At 71.2% G+C, this 23928-nt stretch carries 24 protein-coding genes; 16 read left to right on the top strand and 8 right to left on the bottom strand.

Going from position 1 to position 23928, the window contains the following annotated elements:
• Positions 1-44: 44 nt before the first annotated feature.
• The gene (locus tag OG738_RS42565) at positions 45-1064 is read left to right on the top strand and encodes a YhjD/YihY/BrkB family envelope integrity protein (RefSeq protein WP_329049614.1); all 1020 of its coding nucleotides are present in this window, start codon (positions 45-47) and stop codon (positions 1062-1064) included.
• A 30-nt stretch (positions 1065-1094) separates the two neighbouring features.
• Here OG738_RS42565 and OG738_RS42560 read toward each other — a convergent pair whose 3' ends face one another.
• From OG738_RS42560 to OG738_RS42540, 5 genes are all read right to left on the bottom strand, one after another.
• On the bottom strand, positions 1095-1751 hold the full coding sequence (locus tag OG738_RS42560; RefSeq protein ID WP_329049611.1) for a TetR/AcrR family transcriptional regulator: 657 nt from the start codon (positions 1749-1751) through the stop codon (positions 1095-1097).
• A gap of 15 nt (positions 1752-1766) precedes the next feature.
• Positions 1767-2930, bottom strand: coding sequence for a thiolase domain-containing protein (locus OG738_RS42555; protein WP_329049609.1), 1164 nt, complete (start codon positions 2928-2930; stop codon positions 1767-1769).
• Positions 2927-3940: a thiolase domain-containing protein gene (locus OG738_RS42550; protein WP_329049608.1), complete on the bottom strand. Its 1014-nt coding sequence runs from the start codon at positions 3938-3940 to the stop codon at positions 2927-2929. Before OG738_RS42550 ends, OG738_RS42555 begins: the two co-directional genes overlap by 4 nt.
• 7 nt (positions 3941-3947) lie before the next feature.
• Positions 3948-4931: a Zn-ribbon domain-containing OB-fold protein gene (locus tag OG738_RS42545; protein ID WP_329049607.1), complete on the bottom strand. Its 984-nt coding sequence runs from the start codon at positions 4929-4931 to the stop codon at positions 3948-3950.
• A gap of 330 nt (positions 4932-5261) precedes the next feature.
• Positions 5262-6050 carry a crotonase/enoyl-CoA hydratase family protein gene (locus tag OG738_RS42540; RefSeq protein WP_329049606.1) on the bottom strand — a complete coding sequence of 263 codons (789 nt, stop codon included), beginning with the start codon at positions 6048-6050 and terminating at the stop codon, positions 5262-5264.
• 61 nt (positions 6051-6111) lie between these two features.
• Between OG738_RS42540 and OG738_RS42535 the strand changes: the two genes are divergently transcribed.
• The gene (locus tag OG738_RS42535) at positions 6112-7728 is read left to right on the top strand and encodes an acyl-CoA synthetase (RefSeq protein ID WP_329049604.1); all 1617 of its coding nucleotides are present in this window, start codon (positions 6112-6114) and stop codon (positions 7726-7728) included.
• 13 nt (positions 7729-7741) lie between these two features.
• On the top strand, positions 7742-8842 hold the full coding sequence (locus tag OG738_RS42530; RefSeq protein ID WP_329049602.1) for an NAD(P)H-dependent flavin oxidoreductase: 1101 nt from the start codon (positions 7742-7744) through the stop codon (positions 8840-8842).
• 61 nt (positions 8843-8903) lie between these two features.
• On the opposite strand, the gene OG738_RS42525 is transcribed toward OG738_RS42530, so the two are convergent.
• The gene (locus OG738_RS42525) at positions 8904-9704 is read right to left on the bottom strand and encodes a S1 family peptidase (protein ID WP_329049601.1); all 801 of its coding nucleotides are present in this window, start codon (positions 9702-9704) and stop codon (positions 8904-8906) included.
• A 302-nt stretch (positions 9705-10006) separates the two neighbouring features.
• On the opposite strand from OG738_RS42525, the gene OG738_RS42520 reads away from it, so the two are divergent.
• The 13 genes from OG738_RS42520 (at position 10007) to OG738_RS42460 (ending at position 20733) form a co-directional block, all read left to right on the top strand.
• Entirely contained in the window at positions 10007-10780 is a 774-nt protein-coding gene (locus OG738_RS42520; protein ID WP_329049599.1) for a GntR family transcriptional regulator, read from the top strand.
• A 58-nt stretch (positions 10781-10838) separates the two neighbouring features.
• Positions 10839-11219: a DoxX family protein gene (locus OG738_RS42515; RefSeq protein WP_329049597.1), complete on the top strand. Its 381-nt coding sequence runs from the start codon at positions 10839-10841 to the stop codon at positions 11217-11219.
• 105 nt (positions 11220-11324) lie between these two features.
• Complete coding sequence (locus tag OG738_RS42510; protein ID WP_329049596.1) at positions 11325-12443, top strand: TIGR03364 family FAD-dependent oxidoreductase; 1119 nt, start codon at positions 11325-11327, stop codon at positions 12441-12443.
• Positions 12440-13108 (top strand): phosphonatase-like hydrolase, encoded by a 669-nt coding sequence (locus tag OG738_RS42505; RefSeq protein WP_329049595.1) that lies wholly within the window; start codon positions 12440-12442, stop codon positions 13106-13108. Before OG738_RS42510 ends, OG738_RS42505 begins: the two co-directional genes overlap by 4 nt.
• A complete protein-coding gene (locus tag OG738_RS42500; RefSeq protein ID WP_329049593.1) occupies positions 13105-14112 on the top strand; it encodes a 2-aminoethylphosphonate ABC transporter substrate-binding protein in 1008 nt (335 codons plus the stop codon). The genes OG738_RS42505 and OG738_RS42500 overlap by 4 nt, the downstream gene beginning before the upstream one ends.
• Positions 14109-15158, top strand: coding sequence for an ABC transporter ATP-binding protein (locus OG738_RS42495; protein ID WP_329049592.1), 1050 nt, complete (start codon positions 14109-14111; stop codon positions 15156-15158). The genes OG738_RS42500 and OG738_RS42495 overlap by 4 nt, the downstream gene beginning before the upstream one ends.
• A complete protein-coding gene (locus tag OG738_RS42490) occupies positions 15155-15997 on the top strand; it encodes a 2-aminoethylphosphonate ABC transporter permease subunit (RefSeq protein ID WP_329049590.1) in 843 nt (280 codons plus the stop codon). The genes OG738_RS42495 and OG738_RS42490 overlap by 4 nt, the downstream gene beginning before the upstream one ends.
• Positions 15975-16772 (top strand): ABC transporter permease, encoded by a 798-nt coding sequence (locus OG738_RS42485; protein WP_329049589.1) that lies wholly within the window; start codon positions 15975-15977, stop codon positions 16770-16772. The genes OG738_RS42490 and OG738_RS42485 overlap by 23 nt, the downstream gene beginning before the upstream one ends.
• A gap of 36 nt (positions 16773-16808) precedes the next feature.
• On the top strand, positions 16809-17297 hold the full coding sequence (locus OG738_RS42480; RefSeq protein ID WP_329049587.1) for a hypothetical protein: 489 nt from the start codon (positions 16809-16811) through the stop codon (positions 17295-17297).
• Between the two features lie 160 nt (positions 17298-17457).
• Positions 17458-17973 carry a hypothetical protein gene (locus tag OG738_RS42475; protein ID WP_329049586.1) on the top strand — a complete coding sequence of 172 codons (516 nt, stop codon included), beginning with the start codon at positions 17458-17460 and terminating at the stop codon, positions 17971-17973.
• A gap of 23 nt (positions 17974-17996) precedes the next feature.
• The gene (locus tag OG738_RS42470) at positions 17997-18434 is read left to right on the top strand and encodes an SRPBCC family protein (protein WP_329049585.1); all 438 of its coding nucleotides are present in this window, start codon (positions 17997-17999) and stop codon (positions 18432-18434) included.
• Positions 18435-18499: 65 nt separating this feature from the next.
• Positions 18500-19903 (top strand): MFS transporter, encoded by a 1404-nt coding sequence (locus tag OG738_RS42465; protein ID WP_329049584.1) that lies wholly within the window; start codon positions 18500-18502, stop codon positions 19901-19903.
• A gap of 152 nt (positions 19904-20055) precedes the next feature.
• Positions 20056-20733: a hypothetical protein gene (locus tag OG738_RS42460; RefSeq protein ID WP_329049583.1), complete on the top strand. Its 678-nt coding sequence runs from the start codon at positions 20056-20058 to the stop codon at positions 20731-20733.
• A 55-nt stretch (positions 20734-20788) separates the two neighbouring features.
• Here OG738_RS42460 and OG738_RS42455 read toward each other — a convergent pair whose 3' ends face one another.
• Complete coding sequence (locus tag OG738_RS42455; protein WP_329049582.1) at positions 20789-22444, bottom strand: fumarate hydratase; 1656 nt, start codon at positions 22442-22444, stop codon at positions 20789-20791.
• A 437-nt stretch (positions 22445-22881) separates the two neighbouring features.
• A complete protein-coding gene (locus tag OG738_RS42450; protein WP_329049581.1) occupies positions 22882-23913 on the bottom strand; it encodes a sigma-70 family RNA polymerase sigma factor in 1032 nt (343 codons plus the stop codon).
• Between the last annotated feature and the right edge of the window lie 15 nt (positions 23914-23928).

Below are 23928 nucleotides of genomic sequence, written 5' to 3'. Positions count from 1 at the left end.
GTGTTGCCTGCGCGAAGAGGCCCTCCGCTGGGTAGACAGTGTCCGTGAAGAGTTCCCCGAAGGCCCCGAGCCTCTGGGCCCGGGCCCGCGCCCGGTACCGGTGGCTGGACCACATCGCCCGCGCCACCAACCGCTACATCGACTGCGGCGGCTACCACTACGTCGCGTCGATCACCTACTTCAGCCTGCTGTCGCTGGTGCCGCTGCTGATGGTGGCGTCGTCGGTGGCCGGGTTCGTGCTGGCCAGCCAGCCGCACCTGCTCGGCACGATGGTCCACGCGATCGTGTCCACGCTGCCCGGCAGCCTCGGCGACAAGGCCACCGACCTGCTCACCGGGTTCGTCGAGCAGCGGACCAGCGTCGGGCTGTTCGGTCTGGCCATCGGCCTCTACTCGGGCTGGAACTGGATGAACGCGCTGCGGGACTCGCTCACCGCGCTGTGGGGGCAGAACCGGTCGGACCAGTCGCTGCCGCGGCTCATCGCCGTCGACCTGCTCGCGCTGCTCGGCCTGAGCGCGGCGCTGCTGGTGTCCTTCACGCTCACCATCTCCGGCACCGCGCTCGGCGGCTACCTGCTGCGCCTGGCCGGGCTGGACGACACGAGCTGGGGGCACCAGCTCGTCTCGGCGTCCTCGGTGCCGCTCTCGCTGGCCGCCGACTGGCTGGTGTTCCTGTGGGTGCTCACCCGGCTGCCGCGGCAGAAGGTGGGCGTGCGCAGCGCGGTGCGCGGCGCGATCGCCCTGGCCGTCGGGTTCGAGGTGCTCAAGCTGGCCGGCGGGTTCTACCTCCGGCTGATCGGCAACTCGCCGACCGGCATCGCCTTCGGCTCGGTCATCGGCCTGATCTTCTTCATCTCGCTCATCGCCCGGCTGCTCGTGTTCGTCACGGCGTGGACCGCGACCGGCTCGGACGCGCCGCCGAAGCCGATCCAGCCACCGGCCCCGGTCGTGCTCGAGCCGGTGATCGTGGTGGACCCGCCGGTCGCCGTGCCGGCCACCGTCGGCGTCGTGACCGGGGTGGTCGGGACGCTGCTCGCGCTCAGGTGGCGACGTTCGCGAGGCTAACGGTGCTGTTGGTTCCCCGGCCGACCGCAGTCACGGCGGAAACGGGCGGCTTGCGCTGATCACCTGCGGACCGGGTCCGCCTGCTTTCGGTCGGATGGGGAACAGCCGGTCGAGCTGGTGGTCGATCAGCGCGATCGCCGCCTCCGGCGTGCGCTGGCTCAGGATGATGCTGGTCTGCAGGCCGTCGACGCTCGAGAGGAGCAGCTCGGCCTCCGGCATCAGCTCGAGGTCGTGGGCGACCTCGCCGCGATCGCGGCCCCACGCCAGCAGGTCCGCGGTCAGCCGCTCCAGCTCGGACGGCGCGGCGCTGAACGCCGATGCCAGCCCGGGGTCCGAAAGGGACCGGACGAAGTACGCGAGGTGCACCAGGTAACGCGTGCGGCGCTCGTCGTCGACCGGCAGCATCCCGACGAGCATGGCCCGCAGCACCTCGCGCGGCGTCGCGTCCTCCGCCGGCCCGATACCCGCTCGGATGCTCGGCTCGGCGTCGGCGTTGAGGATCTCGAGCGCTCCGAGCAGCAGGTCGTCCCGCGTCCCGAAGTAGTACTGGACGAGCCGCAGCGAGACGCCCGCCTCGGCCGCGACCTTGCGCAGCGACACGTCTTCGAGGCCCCGCGCGCTCGCGATCCGCCAGACGGCTTCGGCGATCTGGCGGCGGCGTTGCTCGTGGTCAGCGAGTCTCGGCATGGTGGGTCGAGCGTATCAACGTGGCTTGTCCGCGCCGACGACCCACATCGAGAAGTACTGCGACCCGCCGCCGTAGGCGTGCCCCACCGCGATGTGCGCGCCGTCGACCTGGTAGTCCCCGGCGCGGCCCATGACCTGCTTCGCGGCTTCGGAGAAGCGAAGCATGCCGGACGCGCCGATCGGGTTGGACGAGAGCACCCCGCCGGACGGGTTGCACGGCAGCCGCCCGCCGATCGCCGTCTCGCCGGCCTCGGTGACCTTCCAGCCTTCGCCTTCGGGCGCGAAGCCCAGGTTCTCCAGCCACATCGGCTCGAACCACGAGAACGGCACGTAGATCTCGGCGACGTCCACTTCGGACATCGGGTCCTTGATCCCGGCTTCGGCCCACAGCGCGGCCGCGGCGTCCCGCCCGGCCTGGGGGTTGACCTGGTCGCGGCCGGCGAACGTCGTGGGCTCGGTGCGCATCGCCGTCGCGTGGATCCACGCGGCCCCGCCCTCGACGGCGTCCCCGGCGGCCTCGTCGCCGAGGACCATCGCGCACGCGCCGTCGGACGACGGGCACGTCTCGTCGTAGCGGATCGGGTCCCACAGCATCTGCGACTTCTGGACCGACTCGACCGTGATGTCGGCCTGCCGCAGGTGCGCATAGGGGTTGAGAGCGCCGTTGCGCCGGTCCTTCGCGGCGACGATCGCCCCGACGTGCTCGGGCGCGCCGGAGCGGCGGATGTAGGAGCGCACGTGCGGGGCGAAGTAGCCGCCCGCGCCGGCACCGACCGGCATCTGGAACGGCGGCAGGATCGACAGGCCCCACATCGCGTTCGACTCGGACTGCTTTTCGTACGCCACGGTCAGCACCCGGCGGTGCACGCCGGACTGGATGAGCGAGGCCGCGACCAGCGCCGTCGACCCGCCCACCGACCCCGCGGTGTGCACGCGCAGCAGCGGCTTTCCGGTCGCGCCCAGGGAGTCGGCGAGGAACAGCTCGGGCATCATCACGCCCTCGAACAGGTCCGGCGCCTTGCCGAGCACGACGGCGTCGATGTCGGCCCAGCCGACCTGGGCGTCGGCCATCGCGCGGTCGATCGCCTCCCGCAGCAGGCCGGGCATCGAGACGTCCTGGCGCTTGGCGCGGTGGTGCGTCTGGCCGGTGCCGAGCACGGCGGTGAGCTGCTTGGTCATCGGGCCTCCAGCACGGTCACCAGGTTCTGTTGCAGGGCCGGGCCGCTCGTCGCGTGCGCCACGGCCTTGCGGGATTCGCCGCTGTGGATCCGGGTCGCGGCTTCGCCGATGCGGGCTAGGCCGGCGGAGAACATCGGGTTGGCGGCCAGCGCGCCGCCCGAGGGGTTGATCTTGACGCTGTCGTCGAGCTTCAGCGCCGTCCGCAGGATCAGCTCCTGGTGCGTGAACGGCGCGTGCAGCTCGGCGAGGTCGGCGCCGTCGAGGTCCAGCGCGCTCGCCGCGGCCTCGGTGGACGGGCTGCGCGTGAGGTCGCGGGCGCCGAGGACGGGGGAGTCGACGCGGTGCTCGATGCCGGTGATCACGGCGGGGTGCTCGACGACGTCCTTCGCGCGGTCCACAGTGGACAGGACGATCACGGCGGCGCCGTCGGTGATCGGCGCGATGTCGTGCCTGCGCAACGGATCCGCGAAGTAAGGCGTGTCGAGCAGTTCGCTGACGTCCTGGCCCGTGCCGCGCGCGGCCACCTCGGCGAGGTCCTTTTCGGACCAGAGCCCGGCTTCGAGGCCCAGCCGCGCCTGGATCCCGGCGATCGAAACCGAGTCGGGCCACAGGGGAGTGACGACGTACGGGTCGAGCTGCAGGGCGAGCACCCGGCGCAGCTGGCCGGCGCTGGACTTGCCGAAGCCGTAGACGAGCGCGGTCTCGACCTCGCCCATCTTGATCTTCAGCCAGGCTTCGTAGAGCGCCCAGGCGGCGTCCATCTCGACGTGCGACTCGTGGATCGGCGGGAAGGCGCCGATCGCGTCGACGGCGGCGATGAAGCTGAACGCGCGCCCGGCCAGGTAGTCCGACGAGCCGGAGCACCAGAACCCGATGTCCTCTTTGGACAGCCCGGTCTTCGCGAAGACCTCGGCGAAGATCGGGACGAGCATCTCCACGCCGTTGGTGGTGCCCTCGGTCTCCCGGACGTTGGGGGCCTTGGCGAAGCCCGCGATGGCGACGTCTGGCATCAGGACCTCACAGGTGGTGGGCGAAGGTTTCGTAGGCCGCGTCCGGCTCGCCGGTCGGCTCGAAGTGGCTGATGTTCTCCAGCGACGTCCACCACTCGTCCCGGGGTTTCCAGGCGGCGCGCACGCGCATGCCCATCTTGACGTCCTGGGCGGCGCAGCCGAGGACGAGGTGGAGGAAGGCGATGTCGGCGCCGTCGAGCAGGATGTACGCGGCGACGTACGGCGGCTTGAGGCGCTGGCCGAGGAACGGGACGTTGACGATGCAGAACGTCGTCACGATGCCGGTGTCGGGCAGTTCGACCTCGTCGGTCGTCGGGACGCCGTCGGTCGGGCACGCGCCGCGCGGCGGGATGTAGACCTTCTCGCACTTCGGGCAGCGCTGCCCGATCAGCTTGCCTTCGGCGAGCCCGCGCAGGTAGCGGCTCTCCTCGGGCGACGCGGAGTGCTGGTAGCGCAGGTGGACGGGGGTGATGATGACGCTGACCGGCGCACCCTCTTCGCGCTCGGCGACCGGCGGAGCGGGCTCGGTCGGCGCGGTGTCCTCGGCGTCGATCGGGAGGAAGTAGGCGATGTCGCGGATGTGCCCGACGGTGTCGTCGGCCCACTTGACCCGCACCCGCTGGCCACTGTGGATCTTGTCGGGCGTGCCGGCGTCGACGGCGTGCAGCATCGCGGTGTCAGCGCCGTCGAGCTTCACGAGCGCCCAGGCGAAGGGGCGGGACAGCGGCTGCCCGTCGAGCGGCTCGGGACACCACGACCAGGAGACGACGGTGCCTTCGTCGGCCACCGGGACGAACTCGCTGAGCTGTTCGGCGGTGCCGGGGTTGTACTCGACCGGCGGGACGTGCACGCGCCCGTCACTGCCCCGGATGCCTTCGATGCGCCGCTCCCGCAGCGCGTTCACGAACCGGCCCAGAACGGGCCCGGTGGAGCGCGTGTAGTCGAAGCCGACGTTGAGAGGTGCCGCCAGTGGTGTCTCGGTCACATCCATGAGTGAAACACGTTCTCGTTCTGGCAGCAAGATCCAGCTGCACCCGCATGTAACACGTTCTACAAGAACGGTGCACAAAGGGGCATCACGCGTGCTTGGGCAGGCATCGCGCGTGTCTGAGGGGGCATCGCGCCGATGCCCCCTCAATCACGCCTGATGCCCCTCCAGTCACGCGTGATGCCCCTCTGATCACGCGTGATCAAGGACCGAACTCGCGTGATTGGGGGCCGAACTCGTGTGATCGGAGCCGGAACTCGTGGTTACGGCTTCCGTCACGCGAGTTGCGGCCCTGATCACGTGAGTTCCGGCTTCGATCACGGCGATGGCGCGTCAGCGGCCGCGGAACTCCGGCTTTCGCTTCTCGCTGAACGCCCGCGGGCCCTCCTTCGCGTCCTCCGACGCGAAGACCTCGATCCCGTACTGCGAGTCCAGCTTGAAGGCCTCTTCCTCGTGGAGTCCCTCGGTGTCCCGGATCGTCCGCAGGATCGCCCGGACCGCGACCGGCCCGTTGGCATTGACCAGCGCGGCCAGTTCGAGGGCCTTCGTGAGGGCGGAACCGTCCGGGACGACGTGCCCGATCAAGCCGATCGCCAACGCCTCGTCGGCGGAAAGGTGGCGTCCGGTCAGCAGGATGTCCGCGGCCACCGTGTACGGGATCTGGCGGGGCAGCCGCACCGCCGACCCGCCCATCGGGAACAGGCCCCACCGCGCCTCCGACACCCCGAAGCGGGCCGACGCGCCGGCCACCCGGATGTCCGTGCCCTGGAGGATCTCCGTCCCGCCCGCGATCGCCGGGCCCTCGACCGCCGCGATCAGCGGCTTCGTCAGGCGACGTCCCTTCAGCAGCCCCGGGATGCGCGAAGGGTCGAAGCGGCCGGAGGAGAACGACTCCGACGGCAAGTTCCGCGACATCGACTTCAGGTCCGCGCCCGCGCAGAACGCGCCGCCCGCGCCGGTCAGGACGCAGCTGCGGATCCCGTCGTCCGAGTCGACGCGGTCCCAGGCGTCGACCATGATCGACATCATCTCGCCGGTGATCGCGTTGCGCGCCTCGGGCCGGTTCATCGTGACGACGAGGGTCTGCCCCTCCTGCGAGACCAGCGCGTGCGGTTCACCCACGAAAACCTCCTGAAGGAGCAGTGCCATTGCCCAGAACGATAACATGTTCTACTTTGAGGACGTGGCACTCAACATCGCGGATCTTCTGGAGCACGCCGTCGACGCCGTGCCGGAGCGCGTCGCGGTCGTGTGCGGCGACCGGCGAGTCACCTTCGCCGAACTGGAGGCGCGGGCCAACCGGCTCGCCCACCACCTCGCCGCGCACGGCGTGGGACGCGGGTCCCACATCGGGGTCTATTCCCGCAACTCGATCGAGGCCCTCGAGGCGATGATCGCCGCGTACAAGCTGCGTGCGATCGCCGTCAACGTCAATTACCGCTACGTGCACGGCGAGCTCGTGTACCTCTTCAACGACGCCGACCTCGTCGCGCTCGTGCACGAGAGAAGCTACGCCGACAAGGTCGCGGCGGCGCTGCCGGAATCGCCGAAACTGAAACACGTTGTCGTGATCGACGACGGCAGCGACGGCGACTACTCGAGCTACGGCGGCGTCGACTACGAAGCCGCGCTCGCGGCCCAAAGCCCCGAACGCGACTTCGAAGAGCGCAGCAACGACGACCTCTACATCCTCTACACCGGCGGCACCACCGGCTACCCGAAGGGCGTCCTCTGGCGCCACGAGGACATCTGGCGTGCACTCGGCGGCGGGATCAACTTCGTCACCGGCGAGTACGTCCCGGACGAGTGGACGCTCGCCGAGCAGGGCAAGGCCGGGAGCCTGACGCGCCTGCCCGCCGCGCCGCTGATCCACGGCGCCGCGCAGTGGGCCGCGTTCGGCGCCCTGTTCACCGGCAGCCCCGTGGTGTTCGTGCCGCGCTTCGACGCCCACGAGATCTGGAAGGCCGTGCAGGAGCACAAGGTCCAGGTCCTCACGATCGTCGGCGACGCCATGGCGCGGCCGCTGATCGAGGCGTTCCGGGAGGGCGATTACGACGCTTCGTCGGTCGTCGCCGTCTCCAGCCACGCCGCGCTGTTCTCGCAGTCGGTGAAGCAGGAGTTCGTCGAACTCGTGCCGAACGCCGTGATCACCGACGCGATCGGCTCGTCCGAAAGCGGTTTCACCGGGATCGGCATGGTGGCCAAGGGCTCCGACCACAGCGCCGGTCCGCGGGTCAGCTTCGGCAAGGACGCCATCCTGCTCGACGACGACGGCAACCTCGTCGAGCAGAAGCCCGGCGCGGTCGGGCTGATCGGCCGCCGCGGGCACGTCCCGCTCGGCTACTACGGCGATCCCGAGAAGAGCAAGAAGATCTTCGTCGAGGTCGACGGCGTCCGGTACGTCGTTCCGGGTGACTACGCCCGCTATGAGGAGGACGGCACCGTCACGCTGCTCGGCCGCGGCTCCCAGTGCGTCAACACCGGTGGCGAGAAGGTCTACCCGGAAGAGGTCGAGGGCGCGCTCAAGTCGCACCCGGACGTCTTCGACGCGCTCGTCATCGGGATCCCGGACGAACGGACCGGCCAGCGCGTCGCCGCCGTCGTCCAGCTCCGCGAGGGCGCCGAGGCCGATCTCGCCGGGATCGAGCAGCACGTACGAGGCGAGATCGCCGGCTACAAGGTGCCGCGCACCGTCTGGCTGGCCGACGAGATCGGCCGCTCGCCCAGCGGCAAGCCGGACTACCCGTGGGCGCAGCGCTACGCCGCCGAGCACGAACCGGCCACCGCCCAGCCCGTCTAGGAGGACACGACCAGTGCGGACACCCCTGTGCGACCGGCTCGGCATCGATCTGCCGATCATCGGGTTCACGCCCTCGGAGCACGTCGCCGCGGCGCTCAGCCGCGCCGGCGGGCTCGGCGTGCTCGGCTGCGTCCGGTTCAACGACGCCGCCGAGCTCGACCGGGTGCTCACCTGGATGGACGAGAACACCGGCGGCAAGCCCTACGGCGTCGACATCGTGATGCCGGCGAAGGTGCCCGCCGAGGGCACCCAGGTCGACCTCGCGAAGCTGATCCCGGACGGCCACCGCGCGTTCGTCGACCGCGTCCTTCGCGAGTTGTCCGTGCCGCCGCTGCCGGACGACACCGACGAACGCGCGGGCGTCCTCGGCTGGCTGCACTCGGTCGCCCGGTCGCACGTCGAGGTCGCGCTCAACCACCCGATCAAGCTGATCGCCAACGCGCTCGGCTCGCCGCCGGCGGACGTCATCGGCCAGTGTCACGACCAGGGCGTGCCGGTGGCGGCGCTCGCCGGGAAGGCCGAGCACGCGGTCCGGCACGTCGAAAACGGCGTCGACTTCGTGGTCGCGCAGGGCTACGAAGCCGGCGGGCACACCGGCGAGATCGCGTCCATGGTGCTGGTGCCGGAGATCGTCGACGCGGTCGACGTGCCGGTGCTCGCCGCGGGCGGGATCGGTTCCGGGCGGCAGATGGCCGCGGCCCTCGCGCTCGGCGCGTCCGGCGTGTGGATGGGCTCGATGTGGCTCGCCACCGAGGAGTACCTGCAGACCATGGGCGAGTCGGTGGCGATGCAGCAGGCGCTCGTCGGCGCGACGTCGTCGGACACCGTCCGGACGCGGATCTACACCGGCAAGCCGGCCCGGCTGCTCAAGACCCGCTGGACCGAGGCGTGGGCCGCGGCGGACGCGCCCGAGCCGCTGCCGATGCCGCTGCAGAACCTGCTGGTTTCCCACGCCCACAACCGGATCCACGCGGCGAACGACCCGAGCGTGGTGTCGATGCCGGTCGGGCAGATCGTCGGCCGGATGAACGCGGTGCGGCCGGTCGCCGACGTCGTCGCGGATCTCGTGAACGGCTACGAAGAGGCACTGTCCCGGTTGGACAAGACCCGCTGAATGTCATGAGGGGCACCTTCATGGCTGTGAAGTCCATGAAGGTGCCCCTCATGACAGGGAGCTAGAGCGAAGCGGCGGCCGCGGCGATCTTCGACGCGAACGTGCTCACCTCGGTGTAGACGCCGGGAGCGTGCGGCCGGGCGCAGCCGTCACCCCAGGAGACGATGCCCACCTGGATCCACGCGTTGGCGTTGTCCCGGCGGAACATCGGGCCGCCGGAGTCGCCCTGGCAGGTGTCGACCCCGCCGGAGGCGAGGTTGCCCGCGCAGATCTCGGCGCTCGGGATGAGGTCGGGGTAGCTGCCGCCCTGGGCCTGGCAGGTGGCGTCGTCGACGAACGGGACGGTCGCCTTGAGCAGGTACCGCTGCTGGGCGCCGCCTTCGCTGGCCGCGCCCCAGCCGGCCACGGTGAACGTGCCGGTGTTGTACGTCGACGTCGTCGCGATCGGCAGCGTCGAGAGGCCGGTGACCGGGCTCGCGAGCTTGATCAGCGCCCAGTCGCCGCCGGTCGAGGTGCCGTAGGTGGGCGACTGGTAGACGTAGGTCGACTTGATCTTCTTGGCGCTCGTGCTCTGCAGATCGACGACGCCGACGGTCGCCGTGATCGAGGTGTTGGCCCCGGTCCGGCTGACGCAGTGGGCGGCGGTCAGCACGATCTGGTTCGTGTACAGGGCGCCGCCGCAGCCCATGGACAGCCGGACCATGAACGGGAACTCGCCCTGAGCGGCCCGGGTCCCGCCGACGACGTCGGTGGACGGCGGCTGGGCCGCGATCGCCGGGGTGGCGAACGACGCGGCCGCGGCGACCGCGGCCAGTGCGGTGGTGGCGTTTCTGAGCAGGGTGAACCAGCGCTGGGGAGCCAAGGGGATCAGTCCTTCCAATGTCCACAGTGGAAGCGGTTGCCGTGAGCGGCCCCACGACTACACCAGGTGCTCACCTACCCGGACAACCGACTTTCTTCGGATCTTTCGGGCGGTTGGGTGATTTCTCACCGGCGGATCCGGCGAAGGCCGTAGGCCGAAGCAGCCCCGAGTTCACCGAGACTTTCCCGGCCGGAAAGGAGCGGGCGGCGCGGCCGGGGGCATCCGGGTGATCCTCCGTGTGACAGCCGTGTTACGCACCACAGCGAACCGCGGCGCACCGGGAAGCGAATAGGGTCGATTCCGTGCCTGCCCCTTCACGCCATTCCCGCCTGTCCGCCGACGGTCCCGTCCTCGACGGGATTCCCGAGCACGGCCGTGTTCCGCGCTACTACGCGGTCAAGGTCGAGCTGCTGGCGGTGATCGCGGAACTGGGCGAAGGATCGGTGCTCCCCACGGAACGGGAACTGTGCGAGCGGTTCGAGGTGTCGAGGGCGACCGTGCGGCAGGCGGTCGGCGAGCTGGTGCTCGAGGGCAAGCTCAGCCGGCGGCAGGGGAGCGGCACGTTCGTCGCCGGCCCGAAGCTGGTGCAGCCGCTGGCACTGGTGAGCTACACCGAAGGCCTGCGCCGGCAGGGCATCCGCCCGGGCCGCAACGTGATCACGCTGGAGCGTCGCGTGGCCGGCAGCGCGCTGGCCGCCGACCTGCAGGTGACGTCGGACGCCGAAGTGATCCACATCGAGCGGGTGCTGCTGGCCGACGAGGAGCGGGTCGGGCTGGAGTCGACTTATCTCCTGGCCGAGCGGTTCCCGACGCTGCTCGAGGTGTTCAACCCCGAGCAGTCGCTGTACGCGTGCCTGAGCGAGAAGCTCGGTGTGGTCTTCGACGGCGCCGAAGAGCGCGTCGAGACGGTGCTGGCGACTCCGCGCGAAGCACTGCTCATCGGCACCAACCCGGCCCTGCCGATGCTGCTCATGCACCGCATCTCGTGGGGTCCGGACGGCGCGCCGTTCGAGCGGGTGCGGTCGCTGTACCGCGGTGACCGGCTCAGCTTCGTGACCCGCCTCGGCCGCGCCTGAGGCGTCACGTTCTCCGCGGCGCCCTCGTTCCTCCCGCACAACCGAACGGGAGGACGTCATGAACATCGCGTTGTGGGCCGGTCAGGTGTTGTTGGCCGCGATCTTCGCCCTGTCGGGCGCGCTGAAGTCGACGATGTCGCGGCAGCGGATGCTCGAAACCGGCCAGACGGGCGCGGCGGCGTACCCGCTGCCGGTGGTCCGGTTCACCGCGATCTGCGAGCTGTTCGCCGTGGTGGGGCTGATCCTGCCGGTGCTGCTCGGGATCGCCCCGGCGCTGACCGGTTGGGCGGCGGCCGGGCTGGCGATCGTGATGGTGGGCGCGATGGCGATGCACGGCCGGCTGGCGGTCGTGCAGCACAAGCCGGCCGAGTGGCGGAACGTCGGGGCCAACGCCCTGATCTTCGCGGTGTGCGTCTTCGTCGCCGTCGGCCGACTCTGAACATAACGAGACGGTAACTCATCCGGTCCAATATTCGATGGCCTTTCACCGCGCGTTCGCCAAGGGGCCAGCGGCTGTTGACGCTCTCCGGAGAGCGTGGGCGGCGTGCGAATCCTCATCGTGGGCGGCGGCGTGCTCGGTACGCTGCACGCCTGGCAGGCCGTCGAGCGCGGCCACGACGTCGTCCAGCTCGAACGCGAGCCCGAAGCGCGCGGCGCGTCCGTGCGCAACTTCGGGCTGGTCTGGGTCGGCGGCCGCGCGTCCGGCAGGGAGCTGGCGACCGCCCAGCGGGCCCGGAACTTCTGGGAGCGGATCGGCGAGCGGGTCGCGGGCCTCGGCTTCCGTGCCAACGGTTCGCTGACCGTCGTCCGGACCGAAGCCGAACTCGCCGTCGCGCGCGAAGTCACCGAAGGCGCCGAAGCCGCCGAACGCGGTTACCAGCTCCTCGATGCCACCGAAACCCGCGACCTGAACCCGGCGCTGAAGGGTGCTTTCGAAGGCGCCCTCTGGTGCGAACGCGACGCCGCCGTCGAGCCGCGCACCGCGCAGCCCGCCCTGCGCGCCGAACTCGGGAAGACCGGCCGCTACACCTGGCGGCCCGGCCGGGAGGTCCGGCACCTGACCGGCACCGGGGTCGTCGACGACCGCGGCGAGCGGCACGACGGCGACGTCGTCGTCTTCTGCACCGGCGCGTGGACCGGCGGGCTCGTCCGCGAACTCGCGGGCGACCCGCCGGTGCGCAAAGTCCGGCTGCAGATGGCCCAGACCGAGCCCCTGGCCGAAAAGCTCACCACGAGCGTCGCCGACGGCGACAGCTTCCGCTACTACCCGGCCTACCGCGGCGCGGCCCTCGACACGCTGAATGCCGGGCAGCCCCAGGAACCGGCCGCCGCGGCCCACCGCATGCAGTTGCTGCTCGTCCAGCGGCTCGACGGCTCGCTCACCATCGGCGACACCCACGAGTACGCCGAGCCCTTCGCCTTCGACGTCACCGAAGATCCCTACGACCACCTCGAAACCGTCGCCGGCGCGCTGCTCGGCCGCCGCGTGCCGCGGATCCGCCGCCGCTGGGCCGGCGTCTACGCGCAGACCACCGACCCCGGCCGGATCGTGCACCGCGCCCGCGTCGCGGACAACGCCTGGCTCGTCACCGGGCCGGGCGGGCGCGGCATGACCTGCGCACCCGCCATCGCCGAAGACACCGCCGCGGAGCTGGGCCTGTGACCACCGAACTCGTCGTGCTGGACATGGCCGGCACGACCGTCGCCGACGACGGCCTCGTCGTGCAGGCCTTCACCGCCGCGATCGAATCCGTCGGCGTCCCCGGCGAGAAGTACCCGGAGATGCTGCGGTACGTCCTCGACACGATGGGCCAGTCGAAGATCACCGTCTTCCGGGCCCTCCTGCCGACCGAAACCGAAGCGCAGCAAGCGAATTCCGCGTTCGAAGCCGCGTACGGCGACCTCGTGCGCGCGGGGGAGTGCAGGCCGATCCCGGGCGCCGAGGACGTCATCCGCGGCCTGCGCGAAAGCGGCGTGAAGGTCGCCTTCACCACCGGTTTCGCATCCGTCACCCAGCAGGCCATCCTCGACGCGCTCGGCTGGGCCGGCCTCGCCGACGTCGCGCTCGCGCCCGGCGACGGCGTCCGCGGCCGCCCGTTCCCCGACCTCGTGCTCACTGCCGCGCTGCGGCTCGAAGTCACCGACGTGCGGCGGATCGCCGTCGTCGGCGACACCGCTTCGGACGTCCTGTGCGGGCTGCGCGCCGGTGCGTCCGTCGTCGCGGGCGTCCTCACCGGCGCGGGCCGCCGCGAAGACTTCCTCGAAGCCACCCACGTCCTCGACTCCGTCTCCGAACTCCCCGCCGTGCTCGAAGGAGAACCCCGATGAAGAAGACCCTGGCCGCCGTGTTCGCGGTGGCGCTGATCGCGCTGCTGTCCGCCTGCGGCGGCACCGGTGCCGCGTCCGCCGGCGGCAAGACCGTCACCGTGTACGCAGTGGACGGACTGGAAGACTGGTACACCGCGCGGTTCGCGGAGTTCAAGCAGCAGACCGGCATCACCGTCCAGGCCGTCACGGCCGGCTCCGGCGAGGTCGCCTCCCGCGTCGAGCAGGAGAAGGCCAACACCCAGGCCGACGTCCTCGTCACGCTCCCGCCGTTCATCCAGCGCGTCGCCGGCCTGCTGCAGCCGTACACCCCGGCGGGCGGGGACCAGGTGCCGGACAAGGACCCGCAGGGCCGCTACTTCGCGATGATGAACAACTACCTGAGCTTCATCCGCAACCCGGGCGCCACCCCGAAGACCTGGGACGACCTGCTCGACCCGAAGCTCAAGGGCAAGGTCCAGTACTCGACGCCCGGCGAGGCCGGCGACGGCACCGCGGTGCTCCTGCAGCTGCAGCACGTGCTCGGCGACCAGGGCGCGCTCGACTACCTCGGCAAGCTCGAGGCCAACAACGCCGGGCCGTCGTCGTCCACCGGCAAGCTGCAGCCCAAGGTGGCCAAGGGCGAGCTGCTGGTGGCCAACGGCGACGTCCAGATGAACCTCGCCGAGATCGCCAAGAGCGGCGGCTTCGACGTCTTCTTCCCGGCCGACGCCCAGGGCAGGCGCTCGACCTTCGCCCTGCCCTACTACGCCGGGCTCGTGACGAACGCGCCGCACCCGGACGACGCGAAGAAGCTCCTCGACTTCCTGTTCTCGCCGGAGGTCCAGGCGAAGACCGCCGACGCGTTCGGCATCCCGGCCCGCGCCGACGTCACCGCCACCGGCGCGAACGCGGCGAAGATCAAGGCCGCGCTCGACGGCGTCGAGATCTGGACCCCGGACTGGACCGCTGTGGTCGGCAGGCTCGACGCCGACGTGGCCGCGTACCGGAAGGCCGTCGGCCGATGACCCCGGCCGTCGAGTTCCGCGGCGTCTCCGTCCACTTCGGACGCACGACGGCGCTGGATTCGCTCGACCTGAGCGTGTCCCGCGGCGAAACCCTCGCCCTGCTCGGCCCGTCCGGCTCCGGCAAGTCGACGGCGCTCAAGGCCCTCGCCGGGTTCGTCCGGCCCGCCGCGGGCCGGGTGTTCCTCAACGGCGAGGACGTCACCGACCGGCCGCCGCACCGGCGTGGCCTCGGCGTCGTCGTGCAGAGCTACGCGCTGTTCCCGCACATGCGCGTCGACGCCAACGTCGCCTTCGGGCTGAAGGCGCGCCGGTCGCCTCGGGCCGACGTGGCGGCCCGCGTCGCGGAAGTCCTGGACCTGGTCGGCATGGGCGGCTACGCCCGGCGGTTCCCGCGCGAGCTGTCCGGCGGGCAGCAGCAGCGGGTCGCGCTCGCCCGGGCGCTCGCCATTCGGCCCGACGTGCTGCTGCTCGACGAGCCACTGTCCGCTTTGGACGCCGCGCTGCGCGAGGACATGATCGCCGAGCTGCTGCGGCTGCGGGCCGAGCTGCCGGACACCACGCTCGTCTACGTCACCCACGATCAGGGCGAGGCGCTGGCGCTGGCCGACCGCATCGCCGTCATGCGCGACTCGCGGCTGGTCGAGACCGGCCCGTGCGAGCAGCTCTACCGGCGGCCGGCCTCGGAGTTCACCGCGAGCTTCCTCGGCGCGGCCAACCTCATCCCGGTCGACCTGGTCAGCGACGGGACGCCCGCCAAGGTCCGGCTCGGCGAGCGCGTGCTGACCGCCGAGCCGACCGGCGCGCTCGGGCCGGGCCCGGTCGCGCTCGGCGTCCGCCCGCACCGCGTCGGCGTCGGCGAACCCGGCGCGGACACCCTCCCGGCGCTGGTCCGGGCGGTGCAGTGGCGCGGCACCGGCTACCGCCTCGACCTCGAGCTGGCCGGGGGCGCGACGATCCGCGCCGAGGTGCCCGAGGCGTTCTCCGTCGGGACGGCCGTCGGCGTGTCCATCCCGGACGGCTGCCCACTGGTCGAGGTCGGCACATGACCGTCGTGAGTGGGAAACAGCGTTCTAACCCTGTTTCTCACTCACGACGGGGTTTGGTCTGGCTGCTGCCGCCGCTGGTGGTCGTGGTGGTCTTCTTCGGCTATCCGCTGGTCCTGGTGGCCGGGCAGTCACTGACCACGGACGCCGGGTTCGGCCTCGGCGTCTGGGCCGAGGTGCTCGGCTCGGCGGAGTTCCGGGACGCCGCGATCCAGACCGTGCTGCTCGCGCTCGGCGCGACGACCGGCTGCGTGCTGCTCGGCACGTTCCTCGCGCTGGTGATCGCGTTCGTCCCGTTCCCGGGCGCGCGGACGCTGTCACGGCTGGTCGACACGGTGCTCGCGTTCCCGTCGTTCCTCATCGCGCTGGCCTTCACGTTCCTCTACGGCAGCGCGGGCGTCTTCGGCGCGGGTGGGTTCCTCTACTCGCCGTGGGGCGTGCTGCTGGCCGAGGTCACCTTCTACACGCCGTTCGTGATGCGGCCGGCGCTCGCGGCGTTCGGGCAGGTCCCGGGCGTGCACCTGGACGTCGCGGCGTCGCTGGGCGCGCGGCCGGGCCGGGTGCTGTGGCGGGTCGTGCTGCCCGCGGCGCTGCCGTCGCTGGCGTCGGGCGCGTGCCTGACGTTGCTGCTGGCGCTCAACGAGTTCGGCATCGTGCTGTTCCTCGGCGCGAAGGGCGTCACGACGTTGCCGATGCTGGTCTACGGCAAGGGGATCGTCACGTTCGACTTCCCGGCGGCGAGCGTCGTCGCGCTGGTCGACGTCGCGATTTCGCTGCTGCTGTACGGGAGTTACCGGGTGCTGGCGGGGAGGGGTCGCGGTGCTGCTGTGGACGCGGCGTAGCAAGGTGCTGCTGTGGCTGGTGTTCGGCGTGGTGTTCGCCGTGGTCGTGGCGGCGCCGCTGGTGATGATCGTGCTCGCGTCGTTCGCCGGGCACTGGACGGGCGTGCTGCCGGGCGGACCGACCCTCGGGCACTACGCCGACGCGCTGTCCGGAGAGACGTTCGCCAGCCTGTCGGTGAGCATCCAGACGGGCGTGCTCGCGGGCGCCGCGGCGGTGCTGCTCGGCACGTGGGCCGCGCTGGCGGCCGAGGCCGCGCCGAAGCGGGTTCGGCAGGTCGCCGACACGCTGTTCCACCTGCCGATCGCGGTGCCGTCGGTGGTGCTGGGACTGGCGCTGCTGGTGGCGTTCAGCCGGCCGCCGCTGGCGTTCAACGGGACGCGCTGGATCGTGCTGCTCGGGCACCTGCTGATCCTGCTGCCGTTCGCCTACAGCACGGTCTCGGCCGCGCTGGCCCGCGTCGACCCGCTGCTCGCGCAGGCGGCGGCGTCGCTGGGAGCGTCCCCCGCGCGGGTGGTGCTGCGGGTGCGCGTCCCGGTGCTGCTCCCGGCGATGACGGCGTCGGCGAGCCTCGCGCTGGCGATGTCGATGGGTGAGCTGGGCGCGACGATGATGCTGTACCCGCCGGACTGGCGCACGCTCCCGGCGAGCATCTTCGCGCTGACCGACCGGGGCCAGGTGTTCCTCGCCTCGGCGGCCACGGTCGTGCTGCTCGGGGTCACCCTCGCCGGGGTGGTGCTGCTGGGCCTGGTCCGCGGCCGGGCGGCCCATCGCTAGATGCAACCGTTTCGGCGGCCGGTCCGTCTGGCAGGTATGCGCACACTGCTGGGTACGGGTCTGCTGCTCCTCACGCTGACGGCGTGCGGGGCGGCCAACACTGCTGCCCCCGCCGGGAGCAGCACCGGGCCGGAGACGACGTCGGTTTCGTCCTCGGTGCCGGGTTCGCCGTCGGTCGCGCCGCCGCCGTCGCAGACGGTCGGGCGCCCGACACAGGGCATCGCCCCGGGCGACGACGTGCTCGCGGAGTCCCAGGTCGACGCGCGCGGGCTGCCGGAGGGCTATCCCCGCAGCCTCACCCGGAGCACCGACGGCAAGACGCTGATCCTCCAGGCGGAGGAGGGCGGGTGCCGCCGCGTCTCCGCTCACGTCGGTGACCAGACGCCGCAGCAGGTGGTCGTGCTGGTCGCCGTCACCGCGGCGAAGAAGGGGCAGATGTGCCCGGACTACATCAAGGAGATCAGCGTCCCGCTGGCCCTGGCCGCGCCGCTCGGGACGCGCACGGTGGTGCTCCGCCAGGGCTGACGGCGCTTCCGACGCTGGGAGGGCGGCTCCGGGATGCCCGGGGACGCCCTCCCAGACCACGTCCGGCCCCTTCTCAGGAGCGCTTTCCCGGGAAAGCGCCACTCGGGAAGCACCGGATCTTTCGTGCAACCCGATGCAGGGCCCGTTCCGTCTTCGGGACATGAGGTACTTAGCGAAGGTGGCCGGGACAGGCGCGATCCTGCTGATGGCGACAGCCTGCGCCGGCCAGAACGTGCCCATCGGCCAGCCCGCCGCCGGGGGGACCTCCGCGGCCCCGACCGGCAGCGTCTCGACGTCGCCGAGCGAGTCGGTGCTGCCGGCGTCGCCCTCGGCCAACCCGCCGGGCAAGCCCCGGCTGACCGTGCCCGAGGGCAGCACCCCGGTGCCGCCGAACAAGATCGACGCGAAGGCGCTGCCCGCGGGCTACCCGCACGAGGTGTGGACGGCCAACGGCGGCACCATCCTCAACATCCGCGCCCAGGAGGGCGGCTGCGGCCACGCGCTCGGCGAGGCGACCGAGCAGGCCGCCGACCACGTCGTGGTCAACCTGAGCGAGACCAAGGCCCAGACCGGCCAGATGTGCACCATGGACATCCGGTACCCGGTGCTCTCGGTCGCGCTGGCCGCGCCGCTGGACCAGCGCACGGTCGTGCTGAGGACCACGCCGACGAAGTGATCACCCTGCTTTAGGCTCGGGTGATGGGAAGCCGCCAGGTCTCACGCACCGCGATCGTCGCCACGACCCCGGAGAAGATCTTCGGGCTCCTGGCCGATCCGGCTCAGCACCCGCTCATCGACGGATCCGGCACGGTCCGGGCCGCCCGGTCCGGCGGCCCGGACCGGCTCGCGCTCGGCGCCCGGTTCGGCATGGACATGAAGCTGGGCGCGTCGTACCAGATCCTCAACACCGTCGTCGAGTTCGAAGAGGGCAGGCTGATCGCCTGGCGCCACTTCAACGGGCACCGCTGGCGCTGGCGCCTCGAACCCCTCGACGACGGCCGCACCGAGGTCACCGAGACCTTCGACTGGTCGACGGCGAAGTTCCCGCTCGCCATCAGCCTCAGCCCGTTCCCGCGCAAGAACGCCGAGGGCATCGAGAAGACCCTGGCCCGGCTCGGGGAGCTGTTCCCCGCTTGACCAGGGCTGCACCCAGTTAGTTGTACAGTGCTTAATATTGTCGGTGCAACTAGTTGGGGAGTGCGGTGCCGCAGCCGGTGCGGCGGCGGCTGGTCCTGGCCATCTGCTGCCTGAGCCTGTTCATCGTCGGGCTCGACAACACGGTCGTGAACCTCGCGCTGCCGTCGATCCGCCACGAGTTCGGGGCGTCGGTGTCCAGTCTGCAGTGGACGATCGACGCGTACACGCTGGTGCTGGCGAGCCTGCTCATGCTGGCCGGCTCCACCGCGGACCGGATCGGGCGGCGCCGGACGTTCCAGACCGGGCTCGCGCTGTTCAGCCTCGGCTCGCTGCTGTGCGGGATCGCGCCGAACATCGGTCTGCTCGTCGCTTTCCGCGCGCTGCAGGCGATCGGCGGCTCGATGCTCAACCCGGTCGCGCTGTCCATCGTCGCCAACGTCTTCACCGATCCGCGTGACCGCGCCCGCGCGATCGGCGTCTGGGCCGGGGTCAACGGGCTGAGCCTGGCGGTGGGTCCGGTGCTCGGCGGCGTCCTCGTCGCCTGGGCGGGCTGGCGCTCGATCTTCTGGATCAACGTCCCGGTCGGCGTCGCCGCGATCGTGCTGACGGCGCTGTTCGTCCCGGAGTCCCGCGCGCCGCGCCCGCGCCGCCTCGACCCGGTGGGGCAGCTGCTGGTGATCGTCCTGCTGGCGTCGCTGACGTACGGGATCATCGAAGGCCGGGGCTCGGGCGCGCCGGTGGTGGTGGGCTGCTTCGGGGTGGCCGCGGCGGCGCTGGCGGTGCTGCTGCCGTACGAGCGCCGGCGGCGGGACCCGTTGCTGGAGCTGAGGTTCTTCCGCAGCGTGCCGTTCTCCGGCGCGACGCTCACCGCGGTCGCCGGGTTCGCGGCGCTGTCGGGCTTCCTGTTCCTCACCACCCTCTACCTGCAGGAGACCCGCGGCTTTTCGGTGCTGCACGCGGGTTTGCTGACCCTGCCGATGGCGCTGCTGACGGCGGTGGGCGCACCGCTGTCGGGCCGGCTGACCGGCACGCGCGGCCCGCGGCTGCCCTTGCTGATCGCCGGCGCCGGGATCGCCGCGGCCGGCGTCGTGCTGGCCGGGATCGGCCCGGCCACGCCCATTTCGCTGCTGGTGGTGGGCTACGTGTGCTTCGGCGTCGGCTACGGCCTGCTCAACGCGCCGATCACGAACGCGGCGGTGTCCGGGATGCCGCGCGAGCAGGCCGGCCTCGCGGCGGCGGTCGCGTCGACGAGCCGCCAGGTGGGGACGTCACTGGGCGTGGCGGTGATCGGCGCGGTCGTGGCGGGGAGCGCGGGGACCCCGCCGGGCACGGGCCGGCCGGTGTGGGCGATCGTCGCGGGCTGCGGCGTGCTGGTGTTCCTGCTGGGGCTGGTGACGACGGGCCGCTGGGCCCTGGCGACCGCCGCGCGGGCGGGTGGTCCGGACCACGACGACGCCCCGGTGGCCTGACGGCCGCCCAGCCGCTGGTGCACGCCTGCCGGACCGCGAGTGGTCCGGACCAGTTGCCGTCGAAGTCGTCGAAACTCGGGTGAATTCCGGTGAACCGCCGCTGTTACCGAGCCGTATCCATGAGTGAGGTGGTGATCAGAAAGGAGGGGCAGATGCCCCGCTTGAGCAGTGGTCGGCACCGCAAGCAGGCGACCGTCGGCCTGGCCGCGTTGCTGGGTGTTTCCGGCATCACCGCGACGGCCATCGCGCTGAGCAGTCCCGCGGGCAACGCGGCCGAAGCGCCCAAGGAGAACTGCGGCGGGCTCGACACCGCACTGCAGAACAACCTGAACTTCATCGCGGGCCAGCAGGCGAACCCGGACGCGCAGTCGGCCGCGCGGATCGCCAACCGGCAGGCGGTGGTCGACCTGATCCAGCAGCGGCGGCAGGTCGCGGGCTGCACGGCGAACGTCGTCGCGAACAACGGCCAGGCCGCGCAGGCCCCGGCCCAGCAGGCTCCCGCCGCGCAGGCTCCGGCGCAGCAGGCGCCCGCGCCGCAGAAGCAGCAGCCGAACCAGGCCGGAGTGGCCACCGGCGCGACCGGCAACGTCGTGTGCGCCGGTTCGACGGTGACGCTCTCGGGCGAAGCCGGCGCGCCGGCCGCGTCGAGCAACCAGTTCCCGGCGGGGACGAAGCTGAAGGTGACCAACCTGGACAACTCGAAGTCCACGACGGTCGAGGTGACCTCGGTGTCGGGCAGCTGCGCGCTGCTCAACAACGCGGCCTTCGAACAGGTTCGGGAGCCCGGAAAGTTCCTCATCCGGCACGCGCGGATCGAGCGCGTCGGCTGAGGGAGCAGGGAAGGAGGGGGACATCGGCGGCGGGCCGGTGTCCCCTTCCCCGGTTTTACCGGAAGCTGATCTGCAGCACCGGATCGCCGGTGCTGGCGAAGAAGTCGTTGCCCTTGTCGTCGATGACGATGAACGCCGGGAAGTCCTCGACCTCGATCTTCCAGACGGCCTCCATGCCGAGCTCCGCGTACTCGAGGACGTCGACCTTCTTGATGCAGTCCTGCGCGAGCCGGGCGGCCGGGCCGCCGATCGAGCCGAGGTAGAACCCGCCGTGCGCCTGGCACGCGCTGGTCACCTGCTTCGAGCGGTTTCCCTTGGCCAGCATGACGAGTGAGCCGTCGGCGGCCTGGAACTGCTCGACGTAGGAGTCCATCCGCCCGGCCGTGGTGGGCCCGAACGAGCCGGACGCGTAGCCCTCGGGCGTCTTGGCCGGACCGGCGTAGTAGACGGGGTGGTTCTTCAGGTAGTCCGGCATTTCCTCGCCGGCGTCGAGGCGCTCGGCGATCTTCGCGTGCGCGATGTCGCGCGCGACGACGAGCGGCCCGGTGAGCGAAAGGCGCGTCTTGACCGGCAGTTGCGAGAGCTGGGCCCGGATCTCGGCCATCGGCCGGTTGAGGTCGACGGTGACGACGTCGTCGGAGAGGTCTTCCTCGGTGACGTCGGGGAGGAAGCGGGCCGGGTCGCGCTCGAGCTGTTCGATGAAGACGCCGTCGGCGGTGATCTTCGCCTTGGCTTGGCGGTCGGCGGAGCAGGAAACGGCGACGCCGACCGGGCAGCTCGCGCCGTGGCGGGGGAGCCGGATGACGCGGACGTCGTGGCAGAAGTACTTGCCGCCGAACTGCGCGCCGATGCCGAACTGCCGGGTCATCTCGAGGACCTGCTGCTCGAGGTCCCGGTCGCGGAAGGCGTGCCCCAGCTCGGAACCCTCGGTCGGCAAGTTGTCGAGATAGCGTGCCGAAGCGAGCTTCGCGACCTTCAAGTTGAACTCGGCGGACATCCCGCCGACGACGATCGCGAGGTGGTAGGGCGGGCAGGCCGCGGTGCCGAGGCTGCGCAGCTTCTCGTCGAGGAAGCGCGCGAGCCGCTTCGGGTTCAGGACGGCCTTGGTCTCCTGGTAGAGGAACGTCTTGTTGGCGCTGCCGCCGCCCTTGGCCATGAAGAGGAACTCGTAGGAGGGGTCGCCCTCCTTGTGGTACAGCTCGATCTGGGCGGGCAGGTTGGTCCCGGTGTTGCGCTCGTCCCAGAAGTTCACCGGCGCCATCTGCGAGTACCGCAGGTTCAGCTGCTGGTAGGCGTCGAAGATCCCCTGCGAGAGGGCGCGCTCGTCGTCTCCGCCGGTGAGCACGCCTTCGCCGCGCTTGCCGATGACGATGGCGGTCCCGGTGTCCTGGCACATGGGCAGGACGCCCCCGGCGGAGATCGCGGCGTTGCGCAGCAGGTCCATCGCGACGAACCGGTCGTTGCCGGAGGCCTCGGGGTCGTCGACGATGGCCCGCAGCTGCCGCAGGTGTGACGTGCGCAACAGGTGCTGGATGTCGGTGATGGCGGTGCGCGCGAGGGTGGTCAGCGCCGCGGGATCGATCTTCAGGAACGTCCGCCCGGCGGCTTCGACGGTTTCGACGCCCTCGTCGGTGACCAGCCGGTACTCGGTGGTGGTGTCCTTGCCGAGGGGGAGGACTTCGGTGTGCTGAAACGTGGTGGTGGACGGCACTGCCAGGCTCCTTTGCCAGCTCCGGGATCGGTCCACCCTACGCAGCGGGAGCGGCCACGCCGAAGAGGCATGCGATCACTGTGAATTGACCCACCCGCCCCACGCGCATCCTGGGCCGGCCGTGGCTCGGCGAAGCTGGTCGGGAGGCCGGGTCCACCCCGACGGACCCGACCTCCCGGGGAAAGCTCCCGGATGCGTGCACATCCGGTCGCGAGGCCTGCGCCGGCACTTCGAGGCTGTCGTGACGCAGGTCATAAGTCAACGCTGCCGAACGGGTGCTGGCGCAGGGTTGCTACCCACGCTCGTGCGCGACGAAACCCGGCTTTCGTGAAGAATTTTCCGGCCCGGCCGAACGCCTGGTCACCGGCTTGCGGACGCGGACACGAAAGCGGGGCGGGCACGCACGGTGTGCGCACCCGCCCCGCTCCGGAGGTGGATCAGCTGGCGTAGGCGCGGAGCCGGTCCGCGCGCTCGCCCTGACGCAGCTTCGACATGACCTCGCGCTCGATCTGGCGGACGCGCTCGCGGGACAGCCCGAAGTGCTTGCCGATCTGGTCGAGCGTGCGCGGCTGGCCGTCGTCGAGGCCGTAGCGCAGGCGGATGACGTGCTGCTCGCGGTCGTCCAACGTCGCCAGGACACGGCGCAGGTCGTCCTGCAGCAGGCCGGAGATCACGGCGCTCTCGGCGTCGGTCGCCTCGGAGTCCTCGATGAAGTCGCCCAGCGGGGCGTCCTCCTCGGCGCCGACCGGCATGTCCAGGCTCACCGGGTCACGCGAGTGGTCGAGCAGGTCCGAGATCTTGTGGGCCGGGATGCCGGACTCGGCCGCCAGCTCCTCGTGCGTCGCGTCGCGCCCCAGCTGCTGGTGCAGGTCGCGCTTGATGCGGGCCAGCTTGTTGACCTGTTCCACCAGGTGGACCGGGAGCCGGATGGTGCGCCCCTGGTCGGCCATCCCCCGGGTGATGGCCTGGCGGATCCACCAGGTCGCGTAGGTCGAGAACTTGAACCCCTTGGAGTAGTCGAACTTCTCCACCGCGCGGATCAGGCCCAGGTTCCCCTCCTGGATCAGGTCGAGCAGCGGCATCCCCCGGCCGGTGTAGCGCTTGGCCAGCGAGACCACCAGGCGGAGGTTGGCCTCCAGCAGGTGGTTCTTGGCCACGTGCCCGTCGCGGACCAGCGCGGACAGCTCCTTGCGGCGCTTCGGGGTGAGGTTCTCCCCGGTGTCCAGCATGTGCTGGGCGAAGACGCCGGCTTCGATGCGCTTGGCGAGCTCGACCTCGTCGGCCGCGGACAGCAGCGCCGTCTTGCCGATGCCGTTGAGGTAGACACGCACGAGGTCGGCGGCGGGGCTCTGGGCGTCGAGGTCTGCGTCGGTGAGCGCCCCCACGCTCACGGCCGGCTCCTCGGACACCTGAGCCGGGATGCGCTCGCGAATCCCGCGCGACTCGCGTTCGAGAGTCTGGACTGACATTCTGCCTCCCCGGTC

Source organism: Amycolatopsis sp. NBC_01488, from assembly GCF_036227105.1.
GTDB lineage: Bacteria > Actinomycetota > Actinomycetes > Mycobacteriales > Pseudonocardiaceae > Amycolatopsis.
The sequence above is the reverse complement of the archived record's forward strand: the minus strand, read 5'-3'. Positions and strand labels throughout refer to the sequence as shown.